This window comes from Saccharothrix xinjiangensis (genome assembly GCF_039527585.1).
Classification (GTDB): domain Bacteria; phylum Actinomycetota; class Actinomycetes; order Mycobacteriales; family Pseudonocardiaceae; genus Actinosynnema; species Actinosynnema xinjiangensis.
Genome location: NZ_BAAAKE010000005.1, coordinates 347,324 through 371,821, shown reverse-complemented (window position 1 = coordinate 371,821; position 24,498 = coordinate 347,324). Strand labels below are relative to the sequence as shown.

28 protein-coding genes and 1 tRNA gene are annotated in these 24,498 nt (G+C 72.7%); 12 read left to right on the top strand and 17 right to left on the bottom strand.

Translation table 11 applies throughout. The annotated features are described in order from the left end of the window. Positions 1-23: 23 nt before the first annotated feature. Positions 24-1,064, top strand: coding sequence for an FAD-dependent oxidoreductase (locus ABD223_RS15180; RefSeq protein WP_344036825.1), 1,041 nt, complete (start codon positions 24-26; stop codon positions 1,062-1,064). On the opposite strand, the gene ABD223_RS15175 is transcribed toward ABD223_RS15180, so the two are convergent. Continuing rightward, positions 1,030-2,310 (bottom strand): styrene monooxygenase/indole monooxygenase family protein, encoded by a 1,281-nt coding sequence (locus ABD223_RS15175; RefSeq protein ID WP_344036824.1) that lies wholly within the window; start codon positions 2,308-2,310, stop codon positions 1,030-1,032. The two genes, ABD223_RS15180 and ABD223_RS15175, sit on opposite strands and share 35 nt — an antisense overlap. Before the next feature lie 141 nt (positions 2,311-2,451). Here ABD223_RS15175 and ABD223_RS15170 point away from each other — a divergent pair, with 141 nt between their 5' ends. After that, complete coding sequence (locus ABD223_RS15170) at positions 2,452-2,676, top strand: hypothetical protein (RefSeq protein WP_344036823.1); 225 nt, start codon at positions 2,452-2,454, stop codon at positions 2,674-2,676. Here the strand turns inward: ABD223_RS15170 and ABD223_RS15165 are convergent. Continuing rightward, the gene (locus ABD223_RS15165) at positions 2,661-3,293 is read right to left on the bottom strand and encodes a DedA family protein (protein ID WP_344036822.1); all 633 of its coding nucleotides are present in this window, start codon (positions 3,291-3,293) and stop codon (positions 2,661-2,663) included. The genes ABD223_RS15170 and ABD223_RS15165 overlap by 16 nt on opposite strands. 112 nt (positions 3,294-3,405) lie before the next feature. After that, positions 3,406-3,840, bottom strand: a complete 435-nt coding sequence (locus ABD223_RS15160; RefSeq protein ID WP_344036821.1) for an SRPBCC family protein — start codon at positions 3,838-3,840, stop codon at positions 3,406-3,408. A 23-nt stretch (positions 3,841-3,863) separates the two neighbouring features. Between ABD223_RS15160 and ABD223_RS15155 the strand changes: the two genes are divergently transcribed. Both ABD223_RS15155 and ABD223_RS15150 read left to right on the top strand, forming a co-directional pair. Then, positions 3,864-4,436, top strand: a complete 573-nt coding sequence (locus tag ABD223_RS15155; protein ID WP_344036820.1) for a TetR/AcrR family transcriptional regulator — start codon at positions 3,864-3,866, stop codon at positions 4,434-4,436. 11 nt (positions 4,437-4,447) lie between these two features. Further along, positions 4,448-5,407 (top strand): CobW family GTP-binding protein, encoded by a 960-nt coding sequence (locus ABD223_RS15150; protein ID WP_344036819.1) that lies wholly within the window; start codon positions 4,448-4,450, stop codon positions 5,405-5,407. A gap of 29 nt (positions 5,408-5,436) precedes the next feature. On the opposite strand, the gene ABD223_RS15145 is transcribed toward ABD223_RS15150, so the two are convergent. Next, positions 5,437-5,513 (bottom strand) — tRNA-Leu (locus ABD223_RS15145). A gap of 146 nt (positions 5,514-5,659) precedes the next feature. Here ABD223_RS15145 and ABD223_RS15140 point away from each other — a divergent pair. Next, positions 5,660-5,881, top strand: a complete 222-nt coding sequence (locus ABD223_RS15140; RefSeq protein ID WP_344036818.1) for a DUF3618 domain-containing protein — start codon at positions 5,660-5,662, stop codon at positions 5,879-5,881. On the opposite strand, the gene ABD223_RS15135 is transcribed toward ABD223_RS15140, so the two are convergent. Next, complete coding sequence (locus tag ABD223_RS15135) at positions 5,874-6,509, bottom strand: TetR/AcrR family transcriptional regulator (RefSeq protein WP_344036817.1); 636 nt, start codon at positions 6,507-6,509, stop codon at positions 5,874-5,876. The two genes, ABD223_RS15140 and ABD223_RS15135, sit on opposite strands and share 8 nt — an antisense overlap. Before the next feature lie 52 nt (positions 6,510-6,561). Then, positions 6,562-6,864 carry a hypothetical protein gene (locus tag ABD223_RS15130; protein ID WP_344036816.1) on the bottom strand — a complete coding sequence of 101 codons (303 nt, stop codon included), beginning with the start codon at positions 6,862-6,864 and terminating at the stop codon, positions 6,562-6,564. Positions 6,865-7,057: 193 nt separating this feature from the next. Between ABD223_RS15130 and ABD223_RS15125 the strand changes: the two genes are divergently transcribed. Further along, a complete protein-coding gene (locus tag ABD223_RS15125; RefSeq protein ID WP_344036815.1) occupies positions 7,058-7,495 on the top strand; it encodes an LPXTG cell wall anchor domain-containing protein in 438 nt (145 codons plus the stop codon). Here the strand turns inward: ABD223_RS15125 and ABD223_RS15120 are convergent. After that, positions 7,476-8,093, bottom strand: a complete 618-nt coding sequence (locus tag ABD223_RS15120) for a TetR/AcrR family transcriptional regulator (protein ID WP_344036814.1) — start codon at positions 8,091-8,093, stop codon at positions 7,476-7,478. The genes ABD223_RS15125 and ABD223_RS15120 overlap by 20 nt on opposite strands. Before the next feature lie 74 nt (positions 8,094-8,167). Here ABD223_RS15120 and ABD223_RS15115 point away from each other — a divergent pair, with 74 nt between their 5' ends. Further along, positions 8,168-9,655 carry a flavin-containing monooxygenase gene (locus tag ABD223_RS15115; RefSeq protein ID WP_344036813.1) on the top strand — a complete coding sequence of 496 codons (1,488 nt, stop codon included), beginning with the start codon at positions 8,168-8,170 and terminating at the stop codon, positions 9,653-9,655. Positions 9,656-9,819: 164 nt separating this feature from the next. Here the strand turns inward: ABD223_RS15115 and ABD223_RS15110 are convergent, their stop codons facing one another. The 5 genes from ABD223_RS15110 to ABD223_RS15090 form a co-directional block, all read right to left on the bottom strand. After that, on the bottom strand, positions 9,820-10,536 hold the full coding sequence (locus ABD223_RS15110; protein WP_344036811.1) for a type 1 glutamine amidotransferase: 717 nt from the start codon (positions 10,534-10,536) through the stop codon (positions 9,820-9,822). Continuing rightward, positions 10,533-11,711 (bottom strand): Mur ligase family protein, encoded by a 1,179-nt coding sequence (locus ABD223_RS15105; protein ID WP_344036810.1) that lies wholly within the window; start codon positions 11,709-11,711, stop codon positions 10,533-10,535. Before ABD223_RS15105 ends, ABD223_RS15110 begins: the two co-directional genes overlap by 4 nt. 115 nt (positions 11,712-11,826) lie before the next feature. Beyond that, complete coding sequence (locus tag ABD223_RS15100) at positions 11,827-12,309, bottom strand: helix-turn-helix domain-containing protein (RefSeq protein WP_344036809.1); 483 nt, start codon at positions 12,307-12,309, stop codon at positions 11,827-11,829. 132 nt (positions 12,310-12,441) lie between these two features. Continuing rightward, positions 12,442-13,143 (bottom strand): SanA/YdcF family protein, encoded by a 702-nt coding sequence (locus tag ABD223_RS15095; protein WP_344036808.1) that lies wholly within the window; start codon positions 13,141-13,143, stop codon positions 12,442-12,444. Between the two features lie 16 nt (positions 13,144-13,159). Further along, complete coding sequence (locus ABD223_RS15090; protein ID WP_344036807.1) at positions 13,160-15,130, bottom strand: LCP family glycopolymer transferase; 1,971 nt, start codon at positions 15,128-15,130, stop codon at positions 13,160-13,162. A gap of 378 nt (positions 15,131-15,508) precedes the next feature. Between ABD223_RS15090 and ABD223_RS15085 the strand changes: the two genes are divergently transcribed. Then, positions 15,509-18,454, top strand: a complete 2,946-nt coding sequence (locus ABD223_RS15085; RefSeq protein ID WP_344036927.1) for a glycine--tRNA ligase — start codon at positions 15,509-15,511, stop codon at positions 18,452-18,454. A gap of 63 nt (positions 18,455-18,517) precedes the next feature. Here ABD223_RS15085 and ABD223_RS15080 read toward each other — a convergent pair whose 3' ends face one another. Beyond that, the gene (locus ABD223_RS15080) at positions 18,518-18,685 is read right to left on the bottom strand and encodes a hypothetical protein (RefSeq protein ID WP_344036805.1); all 168 of its coding nucleotides are present in this window, start codon (positions 18,683-18,685) and stop codon (positions 18,518-18,520) included. A 315-nt stretch (positions 18,686-19,000) separates the two neighbouring features. On the opposite strand from ABD223_RS15080, the gene ABD223_RS15075 reads away from it, so the two are divergent. After that, positions 19,001-20,110: a sugar ABC transporter substrate-binding protein gene (locus ABD223_RS15075; protein ID WP_344036804.1), complete on the top strand. Its 1,110-nt coding sequence runs from the start codon at positions 19,001-19,003 to the stop codon at positions 20,108-20,110. Here the strand turns inward: ABD223_RS15075 and ABD223_RS15070 are convergent. From ABD223_RS15070 to ABD223_RS15060, 3 genes are all read right to left on the bottom strand, one after another. Further along, on the bottom strand, positions 20,103-20,585 hold the full coding sequence (locus ABD223_RS15070; RefSeq protein ID WP_344036803.1) for a winged helix-turn-helix transcriptional regulator: 483 nt from the start codon (positions 20,583-20,585) through the stop codon (positions 20,103-20,105). The genes ABD223_RS15075 and ABD223_RS15070 overlap by 8 nt on opposite strands. Before the next feature lie 137 nt (positions 20,586-20,722). Continuing rightward, positions 20,723-21,445, bottom strand: a complete 723-nt coding sequence (locus ABD223_RS15065; RefSeq protein ID WP_344036801.1) for a hypothetical protein — start codon at positions 21,443-21,445, stop codon at positions 20,723-20,725. Between the two features lie 23 nt (positions 21,446-21,468). Beyond that, entirely contained in the window at positions 21,469-21,822 is a 354-nt protein-coding gene (locus ABD223_RS15060; protein WP_344036800.1) for a hypothetical protein, read from the bottom strand. Between the two features lie 246 nt (positions 21,823-22,068). On the opposite strand from ABD223_RS15060, the gene ABD223_RS15055 reads away from it, so the two are divergent. Continuing rightward, entirely contained in the window at positions 22,069-22,275 is a 207-nt protein-coding gene (locus ABD223_RS15055; RefSeq protein ID WP_343937724.1) for a cold-shock protein, read from the top strand. A 220-nt stretch (positions 22,276-22,495) separates the two neighbouring features. On the opposite strand, the gene ABD223_RS15050 is transcribed toward ABD223_RS15055, so the two are convergent. Next, a complete protein-coding gene (locus tag ABD223_RS15050; protein ID WP_344036799.1) occupies positions 22,496-22,915 on the bottom strand; it encodes an ester cyclase in 420 nt (139 codons plus the stop codon). A gap of 184 nt (positions 22,916-23,099) precedes the next feature. Between ABD223_RS15050 and ABD223_RS15045 the strand changes: the two genes are divergently transcribed. After that, positions 23,100-24,158, top strand: a complete 1,059-nt coding sequence (locus ABD223_RS15045; RefSeq protein ID WP_344036798.1) for a WD40/YVTN/BNR-like repeat-containing protein — start codon at positions 23,100-23,102, stop codon at positions 24,156-24,158. A 4-nt stretch (positions 24,159-24,162) separates the two neighbouring features. Further along, positions 24,163-24,447 carry a MoaD/ThiS family protein gene (locus tag ABD223_RS15040; protein ID WP_344036796.1) on the top strand — a complete coding sequence of 95 codons (285 nt, stop codon included), beginning with the start codon at positions 24,163-24,165 and terminating at the stop codon, positions 24,445-24,447. The last annotated feature ends 51 nt before the right edge of the window (positions 24,448-24,498 follow it).

Here is a 24,498-nt window from a genome sequence, read left to right as displayed (position 1 = left end):
CGCGGCGGGCGTTCCGGTAGGACATGGACGTGGTGGTCATCGGCGCCGGCCAAGCGGGTCTGTCCGCCGCTCACTTCCTCGAGCGGGCCGGGCTGGACCACCGCGTCCTCGACGCGGAGGACGGTCCCGGCGGCGCGTGGCGGCACCGCTGGCCGTCCCTGCGCATGGCCACCGTGCACGGCGTCCACGACCTGCCCGGCACGCCGTTCGCCGCACCCGACCCGGACGCGCCCGCCAACGAGGTGCTGCCCGCCTACTTCGCCGACTTCGAGCGCCGCAACGGCCTGGACGTGCTGCGGCCCGTCCGCGTGCGCGCCGTCCGCGACCTCGGCGAGCTGCTGCGCGTCGAGACCGACCGAGGCTCGTTCGACGCGCGGGCCCTGGTCAACGCCACCGGCACGTGGACGCGCCCGTTCTGGCCCCGCTACCCCGGCCAGGAGCTGTTCCGCGGCCGGCAGCTGCACTCGTCGCAGTACCGGGGTCCCGAGGAGTTCGCCGGGCGGCACGTCGTCGTGGTCGGCGGCGGCACGTCGGCGGTCCAGCAGCTGCTGGAGATCGCCCGGCTCGCCGCGGGCACCACCTGGGTCACCCGCCGCGAGCCGGAGTTCTCCGACGAGCCGTTCACCCCCGAGCTGGGCCGCGCCGCCGTGGCGCGGGTCGAGGAGCGCGTCCGGCTGGGCCTGCCGCCGCGCAGCGTGGTCAGCGTCACCGGCCTGAACCTGACCCCGGCCGTCCGAGAGGGCCTGCGGACCGGCGTGCTCCACCGGCGGCCGTTGTTCGAGCGGATCACCGAGGACGGCGTGGCCTGGGCCGACGGCGGCCGGCGGCGCGCCGACGCGATCCTGTGGGCCACGGGCTTCCGGGCCGCCCTGGACCACCTCGCCCCGCTGCGCCTGCGCGCGCCGGGCGGCGGCATCGAGGTCGACGGCACGCGGGTCGTGGCGGACCCGCGCGTGCACCTGGTCGGCTACGGCCCGTCCGCCAGCACGGTCGGCGCCTCGCGGGCGGGACGGGCCGCGGCGCGGGAGATCAGGTCGCTGCTGGACCGCTCACGGGCCGCCTGAACAGCTTCTGCCCGACCACCCGGGCGCCCACCGCCAGCTTGTAGCGCAGCACGTCCAGCCGGCCGACGTCGCACCGGGCCAGGAACTCGCGGGCCGCGGCGCCCTCGAAGAACCACGGCGACAGCGACGACGGGTCGTTGAACCCCTCCCACAGCCGCTCCGCGATCCCGGGGTGGCGCGACGCGGCGAGGATCAGCTCCTTCCGCGCGGGGGTCAGCGGCGCCAGCATCCCGTTGGTGAACTCGTTCGCGTAACGCCCGCGCTCCCACCACTCGTCGAACCGCTCGGTCAGCCAGCCCGCCGTGTACGGGCCGTCGAACGCGACCAGCTCCTCGGCGAAGAACCGCGCCATCCGGGTGGCGTTGTTGGCGCCCTGCCCGGTCAGCGGGTCGTTGAGCACCACCGCGTCGCCCAGCCCCAGCACGTGCCGCCCGGACGGCAGCACCGCCACCGGTCTGCGCACCACCGGCAGGACCTCGCCCTTGATCCAGGTGACCGGGTTGGTCGGCCGGGCGGGCCGGAGGAACGCCGACTCGTGCGGCAGCAGCTCGTCGACCAGGCCCTTGAGCACGGCCAGCCCCTCGTCGGCCGAGGTGACGCCGCAGAACCGGTCCGCCCGGCCGCCCGGCGCGGCCTCCAGCACGATGCTGCGCGACTCGCCGACGTCCCGGTCGTGGAACGGGACCCAGAACACCTCCACCGTCCCCGGCAGGAACGAGAACACGCCCTCCCGGTGCTCGGGCCGGGCCCCCAGGTCGTACCCGTGGACGTTGACCATGAACAGCTTCCGCTGCGGCTCGGTGTGCACGCACCGCACCGGGTCGGGTTCGAACAGCGAGGTCAGCGCCCGGTTCCCGGCGGTGACCACGACCAGGTCGTGCGACGCGGCCAGGTCCTCCAGGTCGGCCTCGGTCACCGCGCCGACCGTCACCGCCGCGCCGCGCCCGCCCACCTCCCGGAGCCCGCGCGAGAACTTCAGCCGCTGGTCCACGGCGAGCGCGGGCTTGCGCAGCGGCGCGTCGACGGCGAAGGCCACGCCCCGGTCGCCGGTGCACAGGTCGAGGTGGATGCGCCGCATCCGGGGCGCCTCCGGCCAGAAGTCGAGGCCCAGCTCGGCCTCGTACTCCACCTGGTCGCCGAACAGGCAGGCCGTGGGGCGACCTCGGTCGGCGAGGAGGTCCTCGACCGTCCGGTCGGAGCACAACGACACCCGCCACCCGGCCCGGAGCATTGCCGCGGACAGCACAACACCGGCCTGACCTGCACCAACGACGGCGATTGAGGGCACGTTGAGACATCCTCGGTGGACCGCCCCGGGTGACGCCATAGCACGTTCGGGTCTACTGGCCCGTAAAAAGTGCACGGGGGGTTGTGCGTTGTTGCCGGTTTGTCACCCGGATTCCTCACCGAAGTGGTGAACCTGCTGGTCGTGGTGTTCGCCCGGCCGGCCGCGGGCGTCGTCGCCGAGCAGGAGCAGCGGCGCCCAGGGGGGTTCCTCGGCGTCGACACCGCCGAGCCGACCGGGGCGAGGTCGGTTCGGCACCTCGCAGCGCGCGCCCTGTTCGGCCTGTTCGGCGGGCACGCCGACGAGCCGCGCTACCTGCGCGCGTGAGACTCCTCCGCGTCCTCCCGCCGGCGCTGCCGCACCCGCGCCACCACGAACCACGCCACGCCCGCGACCGCCAGGCCCAGCACGACCTTCGACACGATGCCCAGGTACTGGTCCACCACGTGGTAGTTGGCGCCCAGGAGGTAGCCCGCCAGGATCAGCGCGGTGTTCCAGATCAGGCTGCCCGCCGCGGTCAGCAAGGTGAACAGCGGCACCGGCATCCGCTCGACGCCGGCCGGGATCGAGATGAGGCTGCGGAAGACCGGCACCATCCGGCCGAAGAAGACGGTGCTCTTGCCGTGCCGGTTGAACCACTGCTCGGCGCGGTCGACGTCGGACACCTTCATCAGCGGCATCCGCGAGGCGATGCGGCGCATCCGCTCACGCCCGAGCGCGACCCCCAGGTAGTACAGCACCAGCGCGCCGATCACGGAGCCCGCGGTGGTCCACACGATCGCGGCCACCAAGTTCATCTTGCCCTGGCTCGCGGTGAACCCGGCCAGCGGCAGGAAGACCTCGCTCGGGAGGGGCGGGAACAGGTTCTCCAGCGCGATCGCGAGCCCGGCGCCCGGCGCGCCCAGCTTCTCCATCAGGTCCGTTACCCACGAGACGACATCCATGATCCCAAGTTACGAACCTGCCGACGTGGTCACCATGAAGCCGTCCTCACAGTCCGGTGCGGAAAACCCCGGTGCGGCCTGGACGCGGCACTGGTCCCGGCGAGGCGGCGCCTCAACGCGGCCGCGCGGCGTGCGCGGCCAACCCCTTGGCACAGCGGGAGATCACGGCTTGGAGCACCGCGCGGTAGAGCCACCCCGTGCCCCGCACGTCGGCCTCGAACGACGAGTGCCAGTGGACCACCGTCCCGGCGCCGTCGGGCGCGAGGTCGATGGAGGACCGGTAGTCGTGCACGGCGAGGCCCGACAGCAGGACGTAGCCCACCCGCCGGTCCGGCGTCAGTTCGACGACCTCCTCCCTCGTGAGGGCCTTGCGACCTTTGGTCCTGAATACCCGTATTTCGCCGACTCCACGCGCGTCGCCCGCCCGTTCCCGCTCGTAGGACACGATCGGGGACCAGTCCGGCCAGGTCGAGCTGTCCGCGGCCAGGCGGTACACGGCCTCGGGCGGCGCTTCGCTGCGCACCGTGACGTCCACTCTCTGTACCATGCGGTACATGTACCATGTGGTACATGAGGGGACAAGGGGCCAGGCAGCGGCTGTTGACCGCCGTGGTGGAGCACCTGGCCGCGCACGGCCTGGGCGAGGTGAGCCTGCGCTCGCTGGCGGCGGCCGTCGGCACCAGCCACCGGATGCTCATCTACCACTTCGGCTCCAAGGAGGGCCTGCTGGTCGAGGTGGTGAAGGCGGTCGAGGAGAACCAGCGGGCGGTGCTGGCGTCGCTGGGCGCCGACGACCCGGCGGAGGCCGCGCGGGAGTTCTGGGGCGTGCTGACCGACCCGGCGCTGCGCGCGCACGAACGGCTGTTCTTCGAGCTGTACGGGCAGGCGGCGCAGGGCCGGCCGGGCACGACCGCGCTGCTGGACGGGATCGTCTCGCGGTGGGTCGAGCCCGTCACCGCCCTGGAGCGCGCCCGCGGGTTCGCGCCGGAGGTGGCCGAGGCGCGCGCCCGGCTGGGGCTGGCGGTGGCGCGCGGCCTGCTGCTCGACCTCGTGGCCACGGACGACCTCGACGGGGTGAACGCGGCCATGGAGCAGTACATCACCACCGTCCACGGGCCCCGGACCGGGGCCGGGGCCGGCTAGGATCGCGTCGCGTGAGGCGCATCCCGGTGGTGGTCGTGGCCGGTTTCCTCGGCGCCGGCAAGACCACGCTGCTCAACCACCTGCTCGCCCGTGCCAGGGGCACCCGCGTCGGCGTGGTGGTCAACGACTTCGGCGCCATCGGCATCGACGCGATGAGCGTGGCCGGGCAGGTCGACTCGGCGGTGTCGCTGGGCAACGGCTGCCTGTGCTGCGCCATCGACGTCTCCGAGCTCGACGAGATGCTCGCCAGGCTCGAACCGCGGGTGGACGTCATCGTGGTCGAGGCCAGCGGGCTGGCCGAGCCGCAGGCCATGGCGCGGATGGTGCTGGCGAGCGAGAACCCGCGGCTGTCCTACGGCGGCCTGGTGCTGCTGGTCGACGCGGCCGAGTTCCCCGACGACCTCGCGCGGCACCTGCGGGTGGCCGACCTGGTGGTCCTGAACAAGGTCGACCGCGTCGCCGACCCGGCCGCCCTGGAGGCCGAGGTCGACCGGCTCAAGCCCGGCGTGCCGGTGGTGCGGGCGGAGTTCGGGCGGGTCGACCCGGCGCTGCTGTTCGACCCGCGGCCCCGCGCCCGGTACGGCCAGCTGTCGTTCGAGGACCTGGCCGATGAGCACGACCACGAGCACGACCACGTGCGCTACGAGAGCGTGGACTTCACCGGGGGCGCGCTGAACCCCGCGCGGTTCATGGCCTTCCTGGACCGCCGGCCCGCGGGCCTGTACCGGGTCAAGGGGTTCGTGCTGTTCGACGTGCCGGGCCACCGGCAGCGGTTCTCCCTGCACACCGTGGGCGCGTTCCTGCGGTTCGAGCGCTCGGCGTGGGACGGGCCGCGCCGCACCGAGCTGGTGCTGATCGGCACGGGCCTGGACACCGCCGCGGTCCGGGCGGAGCTGGCCGCGTGCGCGGAGGACGACCCGGCCTCGGTGGACCCGCAGTCCATGCTGGAGGTGCTGCGCTACCTGGTCTGAGCGGCCCCCGGCCGACGACCGGGGGCACGTGGTGGGCTCGGAGAGACTCGAACTCTCACTCGCACGGACCTAAACCGTGTGCCTCTGCCAATTGGGCTACGAGCCCGTCACGCTCAGCCTATCGCCACGCGCCGCGGTCGTGACCCCGGCCGGCCGGGAACGGCGTCGTGAAACGCCGGTGGGGCCGGTCAGGTCACCATCGCGGCCGCGCCTGAACTACGGTTGGCGGACAACCGTGGCGAGGGAGGACAAGTGGCGCGCGACCCGGACACCATCCAGCGCGAGATCGAGCAGGCCCGCGACGCGCTGGCCGCGACGCTGGACGAGCTGGGGGACAGGGCGAACCCCCAGCGCTTCGTCGAGTCGGGCAAGGAGAGCGTGCGCACGAAGCTCGACGAGCCCAAGATCAGGTTCGCCTTGATCGCCGTGGGCGCGCTCGTCGCGTTCGCGTTGCTGCGCAAGCTGTTCAGGTGAGTTCCACCCCCGTGAGCTGGTGCCCCTCGGCGACGAGGGGCACCAGCACCTGGTCCACCACGCGGTCGACGAACGGCAGGTCCAGCGGGTCGCCGGTCAGCATCAACCGGTAGATCAGGGCCGCGCCGGCGAGCTCGACCGCCATGCCGCGGGGCGCCTCGGGGCGCAGCTCGCCGCGCTCGTCGGCGCGCTCCAGGATGCGCCGCAGCACGTCGCGCTGGGTGGTCAGGAACGTCTCGCGGAACGCCACGGCCAGCTCCGGCTCGTGCGGCAGCTCGCCGACCAGCGCCTGCGCCGCCTTGCCGATCGGGCCGGACAGGAACGCGGCGAACCCGCTCAGGAACTCCCGCAGGTCGCCCGTCAGCGAACCGGTGTCCGGCTCGGGCAGGTTCTGGTGCGCCAGCTGCGTGCACGTGTCGATCACCAGGTCCAGCTTGGACTCCCAGCGCCGGTAGATGGTCGCCTTGCCGGCGCGGGCCCGCGCCGCGACGGCGTCCATGGTCAGCGCCCGGTAACCGACCTCGGCCATCACCTCCAGCGCGGCCCGCCGCAACGCGTCGTCCCGGCTGGCGTCCCTGGGTCTGCCCCGTTGCGCCGTCCGTGCTCCGCTGTAAACCGGTGTCGCCATGTCTGCGCTCCCGTCGCCTTTGGGCGGTCATCCTAGGCCGGGGCGGGCCGCCTCAGCCCTCGACGACCTGCTCGTGAGTGCCGTTCGTCTCCGATTCGCCCGCCCGTGGCGGCGCGAGACCCGCACGGGTGTGCAGGTACACGACCGAGAAGGCGAACGCGTCCCCGTCCAGCAGGTGCACCACGGCGGGGTGGCGGCGCCCGCCGGCGAGCTCGGCCACCAGCTGGTCGACCGCGACGCGCGCCGCCATCAGGCCGGGCGCCGTCGCGGCGAGTTCCGCGTCACCGGCGCGGACGGTGATCGCCCAGTCGTCGCCGACGCGCCGGTAGTTCGCGGTGATGGGGGGTGTGGGCATGGCTCGGCCTTCCGTCGGTCGTCCCCCCATATGACCGGCGATCCGGGCCGAACATGCCTTCTGTCCCTCTAACGAGTGAGCGGCGCCCGAGTTGTGCGGCGTCGCGGCGTGTGCGGCGCGTGCAGGACCGGTAACGGGTAGCGTCCAGCGCCACTAGGCCGTTCGGAGCAGCCTACTGATTCGGGAGATGTTGATGAGGCGACGTTTGGCCGTTGTGGCGTGCTTGGGTTTCGGGCTCCTCGCGGCGCCCGGGGTCGCGTCGGCCGGTGGGTGCTGGGACCGCGGCGAACCGCCGTGCCACGGCACGACGACCGCGCCCACGACCACGGTCGACCTCTCGGGGACCTCGGCCGCGACGACCACGACCACGACCGCAGTGCTGGTCTCCGGCACGTCGGCCACGGCGCCCACGAGCGGCACGGAGGTGACCACGGTCGCCCCGACCACCACCGCCGCGGTCGCGGTCGCCACGGCGACCCGGCCGCCCACCGCGTCCGCGGCGCACACCGCGCCGGGTTCCACCCAGGCGTTGGCGAACACGGGGCCGAGCGCGCTGTGGCTGAGCGTGCTCGGGTTGGGCGGGGTGCTGTCGGGGGCGCTGCTGGTGCTGTTCAGCCGCCGTCGGGCGTGATGCGGGCGGCCATGCCCCGCCACACCACGTCCACCACGTAGTCGGTCGCGCGCGCGGGCCCGATCTCGGGCCGGCGTTCGCACCACAGCGCCAGCCGCTCGGTCGAGCCCACCACGATCTCCGCGAACGCCTCGGCCTCGACCTGGTCGATCCCCGGCACGAGGCCGGTGATGACCGCCCCGATCAGGTCGGTCTGCTGGCGGCGGATGCCCTCGACCTCCTCCACCGCCGACGGCACGGTGACGGCCGCCTCCTGGCGCAGCAGCGCCCACGCCTGCTTGTGGTCGACGATGAACTCGAAGAACGCCAGCAGGCCGCGGCGCAGCACCTCCTCCGGGCCTTCCGCGCCCGTGATGGCTCGCTGCGTGCGGTCCAGCAGCTCGGTGCGCGCGCGGTGGACGCAGCCGATGAGCAGGCCCTCCTTGGAGCCGTAGTACTCGTAGAGCATCGGCTTGGACACGCCGACGCGCTCGGCGATCTCGTCCATGGACGCGGCCAGGTAGCCGCGCTCGGCGAAGACGGCCTCGGCGACCTCCAGCATCTGCGCCTTGCGCTGCGCCTTGGGCATCCGGCGGCGACGCGGCTCCGTGTCGGTCACGAAGTCGAGACTACCGGAGGTAACTTACTTCAAGTAACCTACTGGGGAGTAGTCGCTGGACTGGGAGGACGGGCATGCACCGAGAGGTCAAGGTCCTGGTCGTCGGCACGGGTTTCTCCGGCCTGGGCATGGCGATCGAGCTGAAGCGCGCCGGGCAGGACGACTTCGTCGTGCTGGAGAAGGCAGGCGACCTCGGCGGCACGTGGCGGGACAACTCCTACCCCGGCTGCGCGTGCGACGTGCCGTCCCACATGTACTCGTTCTCGTTCGAGCTGAACCCGCGCTGGTCGCGCGTGTTCGCCCGGCAGCCGGAGATCTGGGCGTACCTCAAGGAGGTCGCCGACAAGTACCGGCTGCGCCCGCACATCCGGTTCGACAGCGAGGTCAGCGGCGCCCGGTGGGACGAGGACGCCAAGGTCTGGCGCGTCACCGTCGCCAACGGCGACACCTACACCGCCAAGGCCCTGGTCGCGGGCGTCGGCGCGCTGCACATCCCGAACGTCCCGGAGCTGCCGGGCATCGAGGCGTTCGAGGGCAGGGCGTTCCACTCGGCGGAGTGGGACCACGACTACGACCTGCGCGGCAAGAAGGTCGCCGTGGTGGGCACGGGCGCGAGCGCCATCCAGTTCGTGCCGCGCATCGCGGGCGACGTCGAGCGGCTGACGCTGTTCCAGCGCACCCCGCCGTGGGTGATGCCGAAGGCGGACCGGGCCATCGCCACGTGGGAGCGGAAGCTGTTCCGCGCGCTGCCGCTCGCCCAGCGCCTGTACCGGGACTTCGTGTACTGGGCGCGGGAGTCGACCGCGCTCGGGTTCGCGGTGCACCCGAAGATCATGGAGTTCGCGCAGAACATCGCGAAGCGGCACATGCGCTCGCAGGTCGCCGACGAGTCCCTCCACGCCAAGCTGACGCCCGACTACACCATGGGCTGCAAGCGCGTGCTGATCAGCAACGACTACTACCCGGCGCTGAACCGGGACAACGTGGACCTGGTGACCGACGGCATCGCCGAGGTGCGGGAGCGCTCGATCGTCGACCGGGCGGGCGTGGAGCACGAGGTCGACGTGATCATCTACGGCACCGGCTTCCACGTCGTCGACTCGTTCGACTACCTGGACATCGCCGGCAAGGGCGGCGTGGACCTGGCCAAGCAGTGGCGCGAGAAGGGCATCGAGACCTACTACGGGATCACCGTCTCGGGCTTCCCCAACCTGTTCTTCCTGCTGGGCCCGAACACCGGCCTGGGCCACAACTCGGTGGTCTTCATGATCGAGTCGCAGATCCGCTACGTGCGCCAGTGCCTGGAGCTGCTCGACCGCCACCACGCCGACGAGCTGGACGTGCGGCCGGAGGTGCAGGCGCGCTTCAACCGGGACCTCCAGCGCAAGCTCACCAAGGGCGTCTGGACGGAGGGCGGCTGCAAGAGCTGGTACCTCGACGCGCAGGGCGTCAACCGCACCGTCTGGCCGGGCTTCACCTGGCGCTACTGGATGCGCACCAAAACCCTGAACCCCTCCGACTACACCCTGACCAAAGCCCGCCGCCACCCCCTCCCCACCTAAAAACCCCGCGTGTCCTCCACTCCGGTATCGCGTGTCCTCCACTCGGACACCGCGAAACCTCCACTCGGACACCGCGAACCGGCCGGGGCGCCGTGTCCGAGCGGTCGGTTCGCGGTGCTTGAGTGGAGGACACGCGATGTCCGAGTGGAGGACACGCGGGGGTTTTAGGTGGTGGTGCCGGCTGCTTTGGCTCGTTCGGCGCGCAGGCGGGTCACGTCGGGCAGGTCGAGCGGGGACAGGCGGGTGCCCGTGGCCCACTCGATCAGCAGGTCGGCGATCTGCGGGTTGCGCGGCAGGACCGGGCCGTGCAGGTAGGTGCACAGGATGCGGCCCTGCACGGCGCCCTCCACCGAGCCGTCGTTGCCGGTGCCGACCTTCACGTGCGCCAGCGGCCGCGCCGACGGGCCGAGCACGGTGCGGCCCTGGTGGTTCTCGAAACCGGTGAGGACGCCCTCGAACAGGCCGTTCGCCGGCGTGGCGATGACCTCGCCGATGGCCCGGCTGCCGCCCGCGTGCGAGGTCGAGTCGATCAGGCCCAGGCCGGCGTGCGTCACCTGGTCGGCCCGGGTGAACGACTCGCCGAAGATCTGGATGCCCGCGCACACGCCGAGGATCACCGCGCCGCGCGCGGCCGCCCGCTGCATGCCCGGGTGCTCACGCAGGTGCCGCACGGCCAGCGTCTGCGCCGTGTCCTCGCCGCCGCCCACCACGTAGATGTCGCACGAGTCCGGCACCGGCTCGCCGAACCGCACCGTGACGATCTCGGCCGGGATGCCGCGCCACGTCATCCGCTTCTCCAGCACCACCGCGTTGCCGAAGTCGCCGTAGGTGCCGAGCAGGTCCGGCAGGACCAGGGCGATGGAGACCTTGCTGGTGGTCACTGGGCGGCCCTCGCGTTCAGGTCGCGGAAAGCGGTGTAGTTGGCGATCACCTCGACCGCGCCGGGCGGCATGGCGTCGATCGCCTTCAGCGGGTCGGGCACGATCGTGTGCTCGACCTCGGCGTAGGTCAGCCGGACGGCCAGGTCCGTGGCCCGCTCGCCGGACGCGATGACCTGCCGGCCGCGCAGCTTCTCGAACGGCACGTCCCACAGCCACGACAGGTCGCGCCCGTCGGCCTCGTGCGCGTTGATCACCAGCACGGCGGGGTGGTCGGCCTCGCGAACCACGGTCAGCGTCTCGCTCCACCCGGCCGGGTTCTTCGACAGCAGCAGCCGCGCCTGGTGCCCGGACCGCTGGATCGTCCGGTACCGACCGGCCACGTTGGACACGCCGCGCAACCGCTGCACGGCCTCCTCGACCGGCACGCCGAGCACGTGCGCCGCCGCCGCCGCCATCACCGCGTTGGCCTGGTTGAACTTCCCGGGCAGGCGCAGCGCCAGCTCGACCTTCGCGGCGTTGGGCGCCACCAGGAACCCGTTGCCGGTGATCCAGTGCGGTCGCGGCCGGGCCAGGTCGCACCCGGTGCACGACCAGTGCTCGCCCCGCCAGTGGATCGGGTCGCCGCACCGCGGGCACGAGGCCGCGTCGTTGTGCCACCCCGTGCCGGTGGCCACCCACACCACCGACTTCGCGTCGCGCGCCGCCGAGGTCACCATGACGTCGTCGCAGTTGGCCACGACGACACCGGGCACGCCGGTCAGCGCGGCGCGCAGCGACTTCTCGATGGTGCGGACCTCGCCGACCCGGTCGAGCTGGTCGCGGGACAGGTTCAGCAGCACCGCCACGGCGGGCCCGGCGGCCCGCGCGACCTCGGGGAAGTACCCCTCGTCGACCTCCAGCACCGAGTACGGCGCGTCGGGCTGCTTGGACAGCGCGGTCACGTGCCCGTCGGGCATGTTGGCGCCGCCGTGGTTGGTGGCGACCTCGCCCAGCGCCGACACGGCCCGGCTGAGCATCATCGTGCTGGTGGTCTTGCCGTTGGTCCCGGTCACCAGCGCCACGGTGCGGCCCTGGGTCAGGTTCGCCAGGGCCTGCGGGTCGAGCCTCAGCGCGACCCGGCCGCCGATCATGCCGCCGGCGCCGAGGCCCATCTTCTGCGACAGCTTCGAGCTCATGTTGCCCAGTCGCACGGCGGCCGCGGTGCGCAGCGGCAGGCGGGCTGGGTCTGCACCTGGAGTGTTCGGCAAGCGACTTCCTGCATCAATGGTGGGGAGGGGAGTCCCCCCGATGCTACCGGTGGCCGTGGTTGTCCAGCTCCCGCAGGGTCCTGATCAGCTCCACGGTGCTGAGCTGGCACAACTGGGCCATGTACTCCAGCGCCGGCAGGTCGAGGTGGACCTCGGTCGACTGGCCGGGCACGAGCTGCGCGAGCCGGCCCTGCGCCCAGCGCCGCAGCGGCAGCAGCTGGGGCCTGCCGTCGGTGACGACCGAGGTGAGGTCGATGGGCAGGTGCCCGGCGGGCGCGTCGCCGAACACCCGCTCGTGCACGCGGGCGAGCACCTGGTGCGCCGGCACGCCCAGCGCGGTGCAGATCTCCACCAGCCTGACCACCGAGCACTGGCGGGTGCCCAGCTCGTAGGTGGCCAGCGTCTGGAGCGAGATGTCGCTCTGCAACCGGCGGTTGAGCTCCTTGCGGGTCCACCCGCGCTGCTTGCGAAGGCTGCGGAGCTCATCACCGAGCACGCGCTGGTACGCCGCTGTGTCGATCTGCACCGTCGAGTCCTCCATGTCCGCCCCGGGTCCCCGTGGACCCACGCAGATGGAAGGCATTACTCGGCGGTTGCTTACGCAGCTTGTTCGCTTTATCGCCCGATCGGGCTAACCCAGTCGTACTGAGAGTAGCGTTCAACGCCGCAAAGCGCTGGTCACACCACTCTCCAGTGGACCGAGAAAAGTGGGATCGGGCCTGGCCACGAGGCCGTCCCACATCGCCTTGCCCGCCGCGAAGACCTCGCGGAAGTGCCCGTAGGCCGTCGTGGCCGCCCGCCCGCGCGAGGTGTCGTGCCCGACGCCGCGCGCCTCCAGGCCCGCCGCCCGGCACAGCGCCACCGCCCGCGGCAGGTGGAACGACTGGGTCACCACGGTCAGCTCGGACACGCCGAAGACCCGCTTGGCGCGCGTGCACGAGTCCCACGTGTCGAAGCCCGCGTGGTCGGCCACGACCACCTGCCCGGGCACGCCGCGCGCGACCAGGTAGTCCCGCATCGCGCCCGGCTCGTCGTAGTCGGTGGTGCTGTTGTCGCCGCTGACCAGCAGCACCCGCACCTTGCCGGTCCGGTACAGCTCGGCCGCCACGTCCAGCCGGCCCGCCAGGACCGCCGTGGGCGCGCCCGACCTGGTCAGGCCCGCGCCGAGGACCAGCGCGACCGGCGCCTCCGGCACGTCCGCCGCGGTGTGCCGGTAGGGCGCGCTGCTCAGCTGCACCCACGCCCACGGCGTGACCGCCAGCGCGGTGAGCACCGCCGCCGCGACCAGCGCCCGCCGCCACGTCAGCGCGCGGGCGAACCGGGCCGCGCGGTCGCGCGGTCGCCTGCCGAAGTCCCCCATGGACCGTCCCCCGGGTTCAGTTGACGCAGCGCACCCCGTCCGCGGTGATGGGCTGCTCGGTCGTCGTGTCCGTCGTGGTGGGCTGCCGCCGCGCGCCGTCCAGGCCGACCAGCGGCCCGCTCGCGAAGCCCTGCGCGCCGGGCCCGGTGTAGTCGCTGCCCACGACCACGCGGGTGCGACCGGCCGGCACCTCGTCGTCCTGCTCCACGTCGACGCCCAGCACGTCGGCGACGGCCTCCGCGGCCGCCTCGCCGCCCGCGCCGTGGCGGACCACGGAGACCTCCTCGAACGGGGCGTTGCCGGTGCCGCCGTCCACGAAGCCCTCGGCCACCAGCGACTGGAGCACGCGAGAGGCCAGCCCGCCGACGCCCGAGGCGTTGTAGACCTCCACGGCCACGGTGGCCGGGTCGACGCTCGTCGTGGTGCCGACGGGCGTGTTCGGGCCGCTGTTGAGGCTGTCGAAGAACTTCGCGACCTCGCGCTCCTTGACCTCGACGGCGAGGCCGTCCTCGGGCGTCTCCAGCGTCAGGGTCCCGGTCGGGATGGTCTCGAACCGCAGGTTGCCGCCGGTCAGGTTCTTCATCTGGTTGGCGAACTGGAGCACGTCCCAGCCCTCGTCCAGCACGATGGACTTGGTCAGCGCGTCGATCAGGTCGCCGAGCCTGCCCGGGTCGGACAGCGTGCCGGCGGACAGCACCTGCTTGGCCAGGCCCGCCATGAACACCTGCTGGCGCACGATCCGGTCGAGGTCGCCGCGCAGCAGGCCGTGCCGCTGCCGGACGAACGCCAGCGCGTCGCGGCCCTGGATCCGCTGCTGCCCGGCCTGGAAGTTCGCGCCGGAGAACTCGTCCTGGGTCGCCTGGTTCAGGCACACCTCGACGCCGCCGATGGCCTTGGTGATCTCGTAGAAGCCGACCAGGTTGACCTCGGCGTAGTGGTCGACGGTGACGCCGGTGAGGTCCTCGACGGTGCCGATGAGGGTCTTGGCGCCGTACTGGCGGGAACCGGTCTCCAGCTGGGCGGCGTCGCTGACGCCCTCGCCCTTCAGCTCCTCCAGGCCCTCGTTCTTGCCGTAGCCGTACGCCGAGTTGATCTTGTGCCGCCCGTACCCGCCCGCGATCTTCACGTAGGAGTCGCGGGGGAACGACACCGCGACCGCCTTGCCGCCGTCGTTCGGCACGTGCATGAGGATGATCGTGTCGGTGTTCAGGCCGCCCGCCGACTCGTCGCCCGCCTGGAGCTCGTTCAGGACCTCCTGGGGCAGCGGGTTGCCCTTGGCGTCGGTGCGGCTGTCCATGCCGACCATGAGGATGTCGATCGAGCCGTCGGCGGGCTTCTCGCCGCCGCCCGCGTCGCTGATCACGTCGGTGGTGGACAGGTTCTTGCTCAGCTGCTGGTAGTTGGCCCAGCCGTAGCCGGTGCCGAGCAGCACGGAGGTCGAGAAGAGCGCGAGGACCGCGCGGCCGACCACCGAACCGGCCCGGGCGCGCTCCGGCGGGCGCCTGCGCGGCGGCCCGGTGCGCACGGGCGCGGGCCTCGGGCGCTCCTCGGGCTCGACGGCGGCCGCCCTGGCGCGGCGGATGTCCTCGGCGCGGGCCTTCGGCGCGGCGACCCCGCCGGACCTGGCCACGACGCGGCCCGCGTTGGCGGGCGCGGGCGCCCGCCCGGCGGCGTCGACCCGCTCGGCCGCGTCGCCGTCGATCCTGGCCGTGCTCTCGGACTCGGTCCGGGCCCTCGGCGCGCCGGCGCGCGGGGTCACCCGGCGCGGCGCGGCGCGACCGCCCGCGACGTCACCACGTGGTCCGGCGGCCCTGCCGCCCCGTTCGACGCCATCCTGTTCCGCGCCGCCCCGTTCGACGCCGCCCGCGCGCGGGTCGGGCTGCCCGCGACCGGCGGCCGGCCTGCCCCGGTCGACCCGGGGCGCGTCCGCGGGACGCGGCACGTCGGCCGGGCGGGGGCGCGGTCCGGAGCGGTCCTGGTCGGACACCGGCGGCACGGCCCGTCGCGGCCGGTCGCCGGGCGCGCGCTCGGCGCCCGGTCCCGCGGGCGGCGGCTCGGGCGGCCTCGACGGGCCGGGCCTGCCTGCTGAGGGGATTCCTGCTGGAGGGGTTCGAGGAACGACGGGTCGCCCGCGGAACCCGTCGGGGTCGCCTGGCCCCGGCGGCCGGTTGTCCACTCCCACTCCCTCCGAATACCCGGGTACGCCCCCATGGACGCGTCACCCCGCGCCCGGGTTGCGGACAAGCCTCGCACAACGCTTCCCGGTGACGCCGTGATACCGGTTCCTGACCCGCTCTGACCAGCGCGGTAACCCGATTGTGAGGTCGACTTCACGGCGTTCGTAGACTCTCACCCCGTGCTCACCATGCAGGATGCGCTGCTCGCGCTGACCAAGTACTGGACCGACCGGGGCTGCATCGTCGTGCAGCCGTACAACACCGAGGTCGGCGCCGGTACGTTGAACCCGGCCACCGTGCTGCGGGTGCTGGGTCCCGAGCCGTGGCGCGTGTCCTACGTCGAGCCCAGCGTGCGGCCCGACGACGCGCGGTACGGCGAGAACCCGAACCGGCTCCAGACCCACACCCAGTTCCAGGTCATCCTCAAGCCCGACCCGGGCAACCCCCAGGAGCTGTACCTGGGCAGCCTGGAGGCGCTCGGCATCGACGTCCGCGGGCACGACGTCCGGTTCGTCGAGGACAACTGGGCCTCGCCCGCGCTGGGCGCCTGGGGCCTGGGCTGGGAGGTCTGGCTCGACGGCCTGGAGATCACCCAGTTCACCTACTTCCAGCAGGCCGGCGGCATGTCGCTGGACCCGGTGTCCGTGGAGATCACCTACGGCATCGAGCGGATCATGATGGCGCTCCAGGGCGTCGACCACTTCAAGGACATCGCGTACGCGCCCGGCGTCTCCTACGGCGAGGCGTTCGGCCAGTCCGAGTACGAGATGAGCCGCTACTACCTCGACGACGCCGACGTCGAGGCGAACAAGCGGCTGTTCGAGGAGTACGCGGCCGAGGCGCGCCGGATGCTCGACGCGCGCCTGCCCGTGCCCGCGCACAACTACGTGCTGAAGTGCTCGCACGCGTTCAACGTGCTCGACGCCCGCGGCGCGATCAGCACCACCGAGCGCGCCCGCGCGTTCGGGCGGATGCGGGCCCTGGCCCGCGAGGTCGCCCAGCTGTGGGCGGCCCGCCGGGAGGAGCTGGGCCACCCGCTGGGCCTGGCCGAGGTCCCGGCGCAGGCGGCCCTGCCCGACGTGTTCCCCGAGGTCGCCGAGCCCGCCGCGCTGCTGTTCGAGATCGGCACCGAGGAGCTGCCGCCCGCCGAGGTCACGCGCACGGTGGACGCCGTGCGCGCCGCGGTCGCCGACAAGCTCGCCGCCACCCGCCTCGCGCACGGCGCGGTCGAGGTGCACGGCACGCCGCGCCGCGTCGTGGTGCTCGTCGCCGACGTCGCGCCGCGCGAGCCGGACGCCGAGAAGACCGCGCGCGGTCCCCGGGTGTCGGCCGCGTTCGACGCCGACGGCAACCCGACCAAGGCGGCGCAGGGCTTCGCCCGCGGCCAGGGCGTGGCCGTCGAGGCGCTCGGCCGCGTCACCGAGAACGGCGTCGAGCACGTCGCCGCGGTGCGCACCGACCCCGGCCGCGGCGCGGTCGAGGTGCTCAGCGGACTGCTCGGCGAGGTGGTGGCCGAGCTGCGCGCCGAGAAGAACATGAAGTGGAACGACCCGAAGCTGTCGTTCACCCGCCCGATCCGGTGGCTGCTGGCGCTGCTGGGCGCCACGCCCGTGCCGGTCGCCGTGTCGTCCCTTTCGGCCGAGCCGAAGACCCGCGTGCACCGCACCGCCGACCACCCGGTGGTGGAGGTGTCCACCGCGGACGGTTACCTGGAGTTCCTGGCGGGTCACGGGATCGTGGCGTCCGCGGCGGACCGGAGGGCCGCGATCGTGGCCGAGGCGGAGCGGCTGGCCGCGTCCGTCGGCGGCGTCGTGGACCTCGACGGGGTGCTGGACGAGGTGACCAACCTGGTCGAGCGGCCCACGCCGATCCTCGGCTCGTTCGAGGAGCGCTACCTGGAGCTGCCCGCGCAGATCCTCACCACGGTCATGCGCAAGCACCAGCGCTACCTGCCGGTGCGGGGCGAGGACGGCTCGCTGCTGCCGCACTTCGTGGCCGTGGCCAACGGCGACGTGGACGAGGACCTGGTCCGCGCCGGCAACGAGGCGGTGCTGCGCGCCCGCTACGAGGACGCCGCGTTCTTCTGGCGCGCCGACCTGCGCACGCCGCTGGAGGACATGAAGTCCGGTTTGGACAAGCTCACGTTCGCGGACAAGCTGGGCTCCGTGGCCGACCGGGCCGGCCGGATCGCGGTGCTGGCCCGAAGGCTGGCCGAGGTGGTCGGCGCGGACGACGACGCGCTGGCGCGCGCGGGCGAGCTGGCCAAGTTCGACCTCGGCTCGCAGATGGTGATCGAGCTGTCGAGCCTGGCGGGTGTCATGGCCCGCGAGTACGCCGAGCGGGCGGGGGAGGCCCCCGAGGTCGCGCGGGCGCTGTTCGAGATGGAGCTGCCGCGCTCCGCGGGCGACGCGCTGCCGGGGTCCACGCCGGGCGCGCTGCTGTCCCTGGCGGACCGGTTCGACCTGCTGGCGGGCCTGTTCGGGATCGGCGCGAACCCCACGGGCAGCTCGGACCCGTTCGGGCTGCGGCGGGCGGCCCTGGGCGCGGTGAGCGTGCTGCGGGCGTTCCCGGACCTCAAGGACATCACCCTCACCAGGGCGCTGTCGCTGGCCGCGCAGGAGCTGGAGGTGTCCGCGGAGGCGCTGGAGGTGGCGCGCGAGTTCGCGGTGCGCCGCTACGAGCAGCAGCTGCTGGACGCGGGCCACGACCACCGGTTCGTCAACGCGGTGCTGCCGCTGGCCGACGCGCCCGCCGTGGCCGACGCGACGCTGGCCGAGCTGACCGGCCTCGCCGGGGACCCGGACTTTGCCGCGCTGGTCGCCGCGCTCCAGCGGGTGCGGCGGATCGTGCCCGCGGACACCGTCGGCGAGTACGACCCGCGGCGGCTGGCCGAGCCCGCCGAGGTGGCGCTGCACGAGGCGTTGGGCGAGGTGCCCGCCGGGGTGACCGGCCTGGCCGCGTTCGCGGCCGCGGCGACCGTGCTGACCGCGCCGGTCAACACGTTCTTCGACGACGTGCTGGTGATGGCCGAGGACCCGGACGTGCGACGGGCGCGGCTCGGGCTGCTGGCCGCGATCCGCGACCTGGCCGCGCCGGTCCTGGACTGGCAGGCGCTGGGCGCCGCCCTGGGCTGAGCCGCCGCGGACATGCCGAATCCCCGCTCGCCGTCTTCGGTGAGCGGGGATTTCTCACGGGAACTACATGTCGCGGTTGTCCTGAACTGCGCTCGTCGAGAGGTAGGTGAGCGACTTCGAGACTTCGGCGACGGTCTGGTCCGGCTTTACCTGTGCGGCGGCCGGCCCGGCGCCCAAGGCGAGCAGGGCCGCGGCAGTCGCGGCCACCAGCGCTGCGGGGATGATTCTCACGCTGTCTTCTCCTCACACACCCGGCCAGGGTTCGGCACGCGACACTTTCGCACAAAAATTACCGGAAGACGAGCCCCCTTTCGCACGTTCCGGCTCCGTAGCCGATCAGGTGCGGAGCGTGATAGTTATGGCCGAAGCAACCGTCTGAGCAGCCGGTACGACTACTTTTCAAGGTCAACCGCCTCAATGGGGCGGCCCATTTGGAGCCCATCGGTTGCTACGTCTTGACGAACCGGCCACCGGGGGGATGGAATTCCGCAACATTGACTTTCTTCGGTCCGTCGTCGAGGACGCGGCCGGACGAGGGGTTGGCGAATGCGAAGGTTGGCCAGAGCCGTGTCCGGCGGTCTGCTGATCCTGACCGCGACCTCCTGCGGGAGCGGCTCGGACCCGCTGGCCCCGAGCGCCGGCGGCCAGGAGGACAAACCGGTGGTCGGCGTCATCCTGCCGGACCGGACGTCGTCGGACCGCTGGGAGAAGCAGGACGCGCCGCTGCTCAGCCGGGCGTTCAACTTCGCGGGCATCGAGGGCGTCATCGAGAACGCCGAGGGCGACGAGGCCAGGTTCGCGAGCATCGCCGACTCGATGATCGCGCGCGGCGTGAAGGTGCTGATGACGACCCCGCTGACGCCCGAGGGCGGCGCGGAGGTCGAGCGCAAGGCCAAGGAGGCGGACATCCCGGTCATCAACTACGACCGGATCAGCCTGGGCGGCCACGCCGAGTACTACGTGTCGTTCGACAACCTCAACGTGGGCGAGTTGCAGGCCGAAGGGCTGCTGAGGTGCCTGGGCGACCGGCCGGGCGCGCAGATCATCGAGGTCCAGGGCGCGCCGCAGGACAACAACGCGACCCTGTTCGCCGACGGCCAGCGCCGCCTGCTCGGCCCGCTCTACGACAAGCGCGAGCTGCGGCTGGTGGGCAGCGAGGCCATCGACAAGTGGGACCTGCTGATCGGCAGGGCCACGTTCGAGCAGATGCTCAACGGCAACGACGGGCGCGTGGACGGCGTGGTCGCGGCCAACGACGGCCTGGCCGGCGCGGTCATCGAGGTGCTGCGGGCCAAGGGCCTGGCCGGGCAGGTGCCGGTGACCGGGCAGGACGCCACCCTGGACGGCCTGCGCGCCATCCTGCGCGGCGAGCAGTGCATGACGGTCTACAAGCCGATCCGCGACGAGGCCGAGGCCGCCGCGCGGCTGGCCATCGCGGTGGCGAAGGGCGACCTCAGCGGCGCGGACGACCTGGCCACCGGCAACACGCGCGACCTGGTCTCGCGGCGGGACGTGAAGTCGGTGCTGCTGGGCGCGGACCTGATCACCAGGGACAACGTGCGCGCGCTCGTGGGGCAGGGGGCGGTCAAGCCGGTGGACCTGTGCGCGGGCGACACCGCCGACGACTGCGCCCAGCTGGGCATCCTGGTCAACTGAGGGCCGTCGGTCGGGGGCCGGTCGACCGGAGGCCGGGACCCGGCAGCACGTCGACGTCGGTCGGCCCCATCGGCTCGCCGCACTCCGAGCAGCGCAGCTCCACGTGCGCGACGCGCCCGCACGCGCGGTGGCGGTGCAGCACGGGCGGGCCCGCCTCGCCCGCCGTCCAGCGGTCGCCCCAGCGGACCATCACGAGCAGCAGCTCGACCAGCTCGGTGCCCTTGGGCGTGAGCCCGTACTCGTGCCGCGGCGGCTTGGTCGAGTACGGCCGCCGCTCCAGCACGCCCTGCTCGACCAGCCAGCGCAACCGCTCGGCGAGCACCTTGCGGGAGATGCCCAGGCCGGCCTGGAGCTGGTCGAAGCGCGTGACGCCCAGGTAGACGTCGCGCAGGACCAGCGGTGACCACGGCTCGCCGATGACGTCCATGGTGCGCGCGATCGAACAGGCCATGTCACCGAACCGCGTCCGCTGCATCGCCCCACCCTATCGCCGAGAGTTTTCTCAAAAGACCGACCAAACCCGGCGAGTCGTACGTTCCGGTCCCGCGAGTCGTACGCCCGGGTTCGGCGAGTCGTACGTTGCGGACCCCCGAATTCAGCGTTCAGGACGCCTCAGGCGTCCAGGTCGTGCCGCCCGGAGATGAACTCCTGCACGCGGATCTTGGCGCGGATCAGCGGCTGGCGGATCCGGGCCTCCCGGCGGTAGGCGCGGCGCAGCTTGCCGGACCCCTCGGCGTACCGCCAGCGCGCCCACGGCGACCCCGGCCGCGCCAGGCGCAGCGCGCCGATCTCCGGCAGCACCGGCACCAGCAGCCCGAGCAGGCCGGTCCACACCTTGCCCTTGAGCAGCGCCACGACGGCGAACCCGAGGTTGACCAGGATGAGGACCACGCGCAGCGCCACGCCGTCGCCGTAGAACTCCTCGTACCCCAGCGGGCGCGCGCCGAGCAGCAGCAGGCCCGTCATGCCGATGGCCAGGAACACCGCGTCGACCGACAGCCTGCCGTCCTTGGTCCAGTACACGTCGCGCAGGTGCAGGATCAGCGCGAACTCGTCGAGCACCAGCGCCGAGCCGACGCCCAGCAGCGCCGCCGCGCCCGCGCGCAGCCCGTACTGGTCGTCCGTCGCGGCCAGGCCGGTCACGCCGCCGAGCATCATGAACACCGCGCCGAACACCACGTGGTGGATGTGCGTCCCGCCCGGGGTGACGTTGCCCGGCCACCACCGCACGCCGGCCCGGATCAGGCGCACGCTGATCCGGATGAAGACGAACGTCAGCACCAGGCCGAGGAAGAAGAACAGCAGCCGGGACTGGGGCAGGTGGAGCGGGTACATCACCCCATCTTCACCCGCCGCGGCTACTTGAAGCTGACGCCGCCCTGGATGTCGCCGGCCTGGAGCACGTTCCCGTGCACGGTGCCGGAGATGTTGTTGGTGACCCGGCCGGCCTGGTTGACCCGGCCCTCCCGGACCGCCTCCGCGTGCGCGCGCCGCAGCTCGTCCTCGAAGCCCGGGTCGGCCGCCGCGGTGCGCTCCAGCACGTCGCCCAGGACGCGCACCTGAGGGGAGTCCTCGGCGGCGCCCTCGGCCGCGGTGAGCGCCGCGGTCGCCGCGGGGTCGTCCGCGAACCTGGCCCGGACCAGCTCGTACAGACCCGAGACGGCCCGCGTGGCCAGCAGCGCGGCGATGGACAGCAGAACCGGTTCCGGCATGTCAAGACCCCCTGTGGACGCCCTCGCGTCCACGGTAGCAGTGCGACTCGCCGCGTTCTGCCGCTCGACTGCCGGCCGCATCCCATGGTTCACTGGTTGCGGTCGTACCTTTCTGTGTTCGTGATCCACCACGCTCGCGGAACGGAGTTGCGGGCGCCGAACACTCCTCGCCAGGAGGGGCCGGAGCCCCAGCGGACCCGGTGGTCGCAAGCGCGATCCGGCACCTGTTAGAGGAGAAGTAGCAAGATGGCAGTTCAGGGCACCGTCAAGTGGTTCAACGCGGAGAAGGGCTTCGGCTTCATCTCCCCGGACAACGGTGGCGCCGACGTGTTCGTGCACTACTCGGAGATCCAGAGCACCGGCTACCGCACCCTGGAAGAGAACCAGCGGGTGGAGTTCGAGATCGGGCAGGGCCAGAAGGGCCCGCAGGCGCAGGCGGTTCGACCGGTCTGACCTGACCGGATCAGCTGATCCGGGGCTTTCCACGGGCCGCCACCTCCCTCGCCGGGGGTGGCGGCCCGACTCGTCTGAGCGGGGCCTGGGGATCCGGGCCTGTCGGATCCGGGCCCGTCGGATCCGGGCTCGTCGGCTCGGTCCTGTCGGATCCAGGGCCTGGGGGGATCAGAGCCCGTCGGATCAGGCCGGTGAGGTACTGGCCCGTCCGATCGGCTCGTCAGCTGGTCAGCGCGGGCGCGGGGCCGGGCTGGTCGCCGTAGACGCGCTTGCCCACCAGTCGCGCGCCGTCGAAGACGAAGAACGCGGTGGTCCGCACCAGGAACGGCAACCCGGTCGGCTCCTCGCCACCCAGGCTGCCCACGTGGGTGCCCTCCAGCTCCAGTTCCACGATCACGGCGTCGTCGGCGTGGTGCAGCTCCACCAGCCTGCTGCGCCGGTCGGGGAGGGCCGACCGGACGTGCGCGTAGTACCCGGCGAACTCCTCCCTGCCGTCGAACACCTGGCCCGTCGACACGATCTCGCAACGCGGGTGGTCGAACGCACCGATCGCGCTGTCGAACTCGTGCTCGTTCTCCGATTCCAGGTGCTCCAGCACGAGCGCCTCGCGCAGGGCCCGCAGTGCCTTGGACGCGGTCATGCGCGGTTCTCCTCCGGTGTTGTCGACTCGTGAGCGACGAAACACCGAGCGCGCACCACCAGTCAAGACGCTGCTCGACAACCGGTGTCGTCTGCGAGAAGCGCTCACATGCCGGGCCCGCGTGGAACGGCGATTGTCGTACCTCCCGCGTAACGTGCCGCACGTCACTCACCAGGAGGGCGTCATGCACCTGCTCGCGATCGGCACCCGGAAAGGCCTGTGGCTCGCGACCAGCGAGGACAGGGTCGCGTGGGAGCTCGACGGCCCGCACCACCCGATGACCGAGGTGTACGCGGTGGCCGTCGACCCGCGTCGGCCGCGCCTGATCGTGGGCACGAGCAGTTCCCACTTCGGACCCACCGTGGTCACCAGCGACGACCTCGGCGCGTCCTGGCAGGAGCCGGACCGGGCGCCCGTCGCGTTCCCGGCCGAGGCGTCGCTGGAGCGCGTGTGGCAGCTCGCCCTGACGCCCGACCCGGAGGTCGTCTACGCGGGCACGCAGCCGTCGGCGCTGTTCCGCTCCGAGGACGGCGGCCGCACCTACTCGTTGGTCGAGGGCCTCTGGGAGCACCCGCACCGGCCGGAGTGGGACGCGGGCTTCGGCGGGCAGGCGGTCCACACGATCCTGCCGCACCCCGACGACCCGCGACGGCTGACCGTGGCCATGTCGACGGGCGGCGTGTACCGGACGTCCGACGGCGGCGGCTCGTGGCAGCCGGGCAACACCGGCGTCAAGGCGTACTTCCTGCCCGACCCGTACCCGGAGTTCGGCCAGTGCGTGCACAAGGTCGCGCGGCACCCGGCCGTGCCGGACCGGCTGTTCCTCCAGAACCACCACGGCGTCTACCGGTCGGGCGACGGGGGTGAGACGTGGACGTCCATCGCGGACGGGCTGCCGTCGGACTTCGGGTTCGCGATGGTGGTCCACCCGCACCGGCCGGAGGTCGTCTACAACTTCCCGCTGGTCGCCGACGGCGACCGCTTCCCACCCGGCGGCCGGTGCGCGGTGTACCGCTCGGTCGACGCGGGCGAGTCCTGGGAGGAGCTGCGCACGGGGCTGCCGGACGGGTTCTGGACGGGGGTGATGCGCGACGCGATGTGCACCGACACCGCCACGCCCGCCGGCGTCTACTTCGGGTCGAGGTCGGGCGAGGTGTACGCCAGCGCCGACGAGGGCGACTCGTGGCAGCAGGTCGCCGCGCACCTGCCGGACGTGGTGTGCGTGCGCGCGGCGGAGGTGTGAGGCCGTGAAGGTGGTGGTCCTGATCCCCGGTCAGCTGCGCCAGTTGACGGGCAACGAGTCCAGGCTGGAGGTCGACCTGGCCGAGCCCGCGACCCTGGCCGCCCTGCTCGACCACCTGGCCGCCCGGTACCCGACGCTGGACCGCCGCCTGCGCGACGAGCGGTCGGCCCTGCGCCGGTACGTGAACTTCTTCGTGGACGGGGAGGAGTGCCGCCGCCTGTCCGGCCCGGACACCGGCCTGACCCCCGACACCGAGGTCCACATCCTCCCCTCGGTAGCCGGCGGCTAACCCGCGTGTCCTCCACTCGGACACCGCGTGTCCTCCGGTGGGGCATCGCGT